Origin of the sequence: Sciscionella sediminilitoris (genome assembly GCF_000737195.2) — a bacterium.
GTDB lineage: Bacteria > Actinomycetota > Actinomycetes > Mycobacteriales > Pseudonocardiaceae > Sciscionella > Sciscionella sediminilitoris.
Map to the genome: position 1 here is coordinate 1 of NZ_JALM01000136.1, position 528 is coordinate 528.

General features: G+C 62.3%; 1 protein-coding gene. It reads left to right on the forward strand.

The annotated features are described in order from the left end of the window. Window positions 1–459: transposase (locus tag AD72_RS33235; RefSeq protein ID WP_031470617.1), on the forward strand; the 459-nt coding region annotated here is incomplete at its 5' end. Window positions 460–528 lie beyond the last annotated feature (69 nt).

Consider the following 528-nt stretch of genomic DNA (forward strand, 5'->3'; position numbering starts at 1 on the left):
ATCGTGGATGGAACGTTGGTGCCCACCTACGACCGGAGTAGGAGTGCCTCGTCGAAGAACTACCGGTATTCAACCAACCTTCAGGTCGTCATCGACGCCAACACCCGTCTGTCCGTCGCGATCGGCACACCACTGCCGGGTAACCGCAACGACTGCCGGGCCTGGAGGGATTCCGGTGTCGATCAGCAGTGCCGGGGCGCTTCGGTGATGGCCGACGGCGGTTACCAAGGCAACCGCGAGGTAATCATGCCGTATCGCAAACCCACTGACGGCAGCGAACTTCCCGCGTGGAAGGCCGACCTCAACACCGTTCACAAACGAGTCCGTGCCCGCGTCGAACACGCCCTGGCGCACATGAAGTCCTGGAACGTCTTGCGCAACTGCCGACGCAAACGCGACGGCGTCTACTACGCCGCCAGGGGCGTGGCCCTGATGCGCAACCTCGCCATGACCCACTGAACACCGCCCCCGACCGAACACCGCGAATTTCTCCTACCCGCCCCCATAACTTGATCATTACGGGACAAC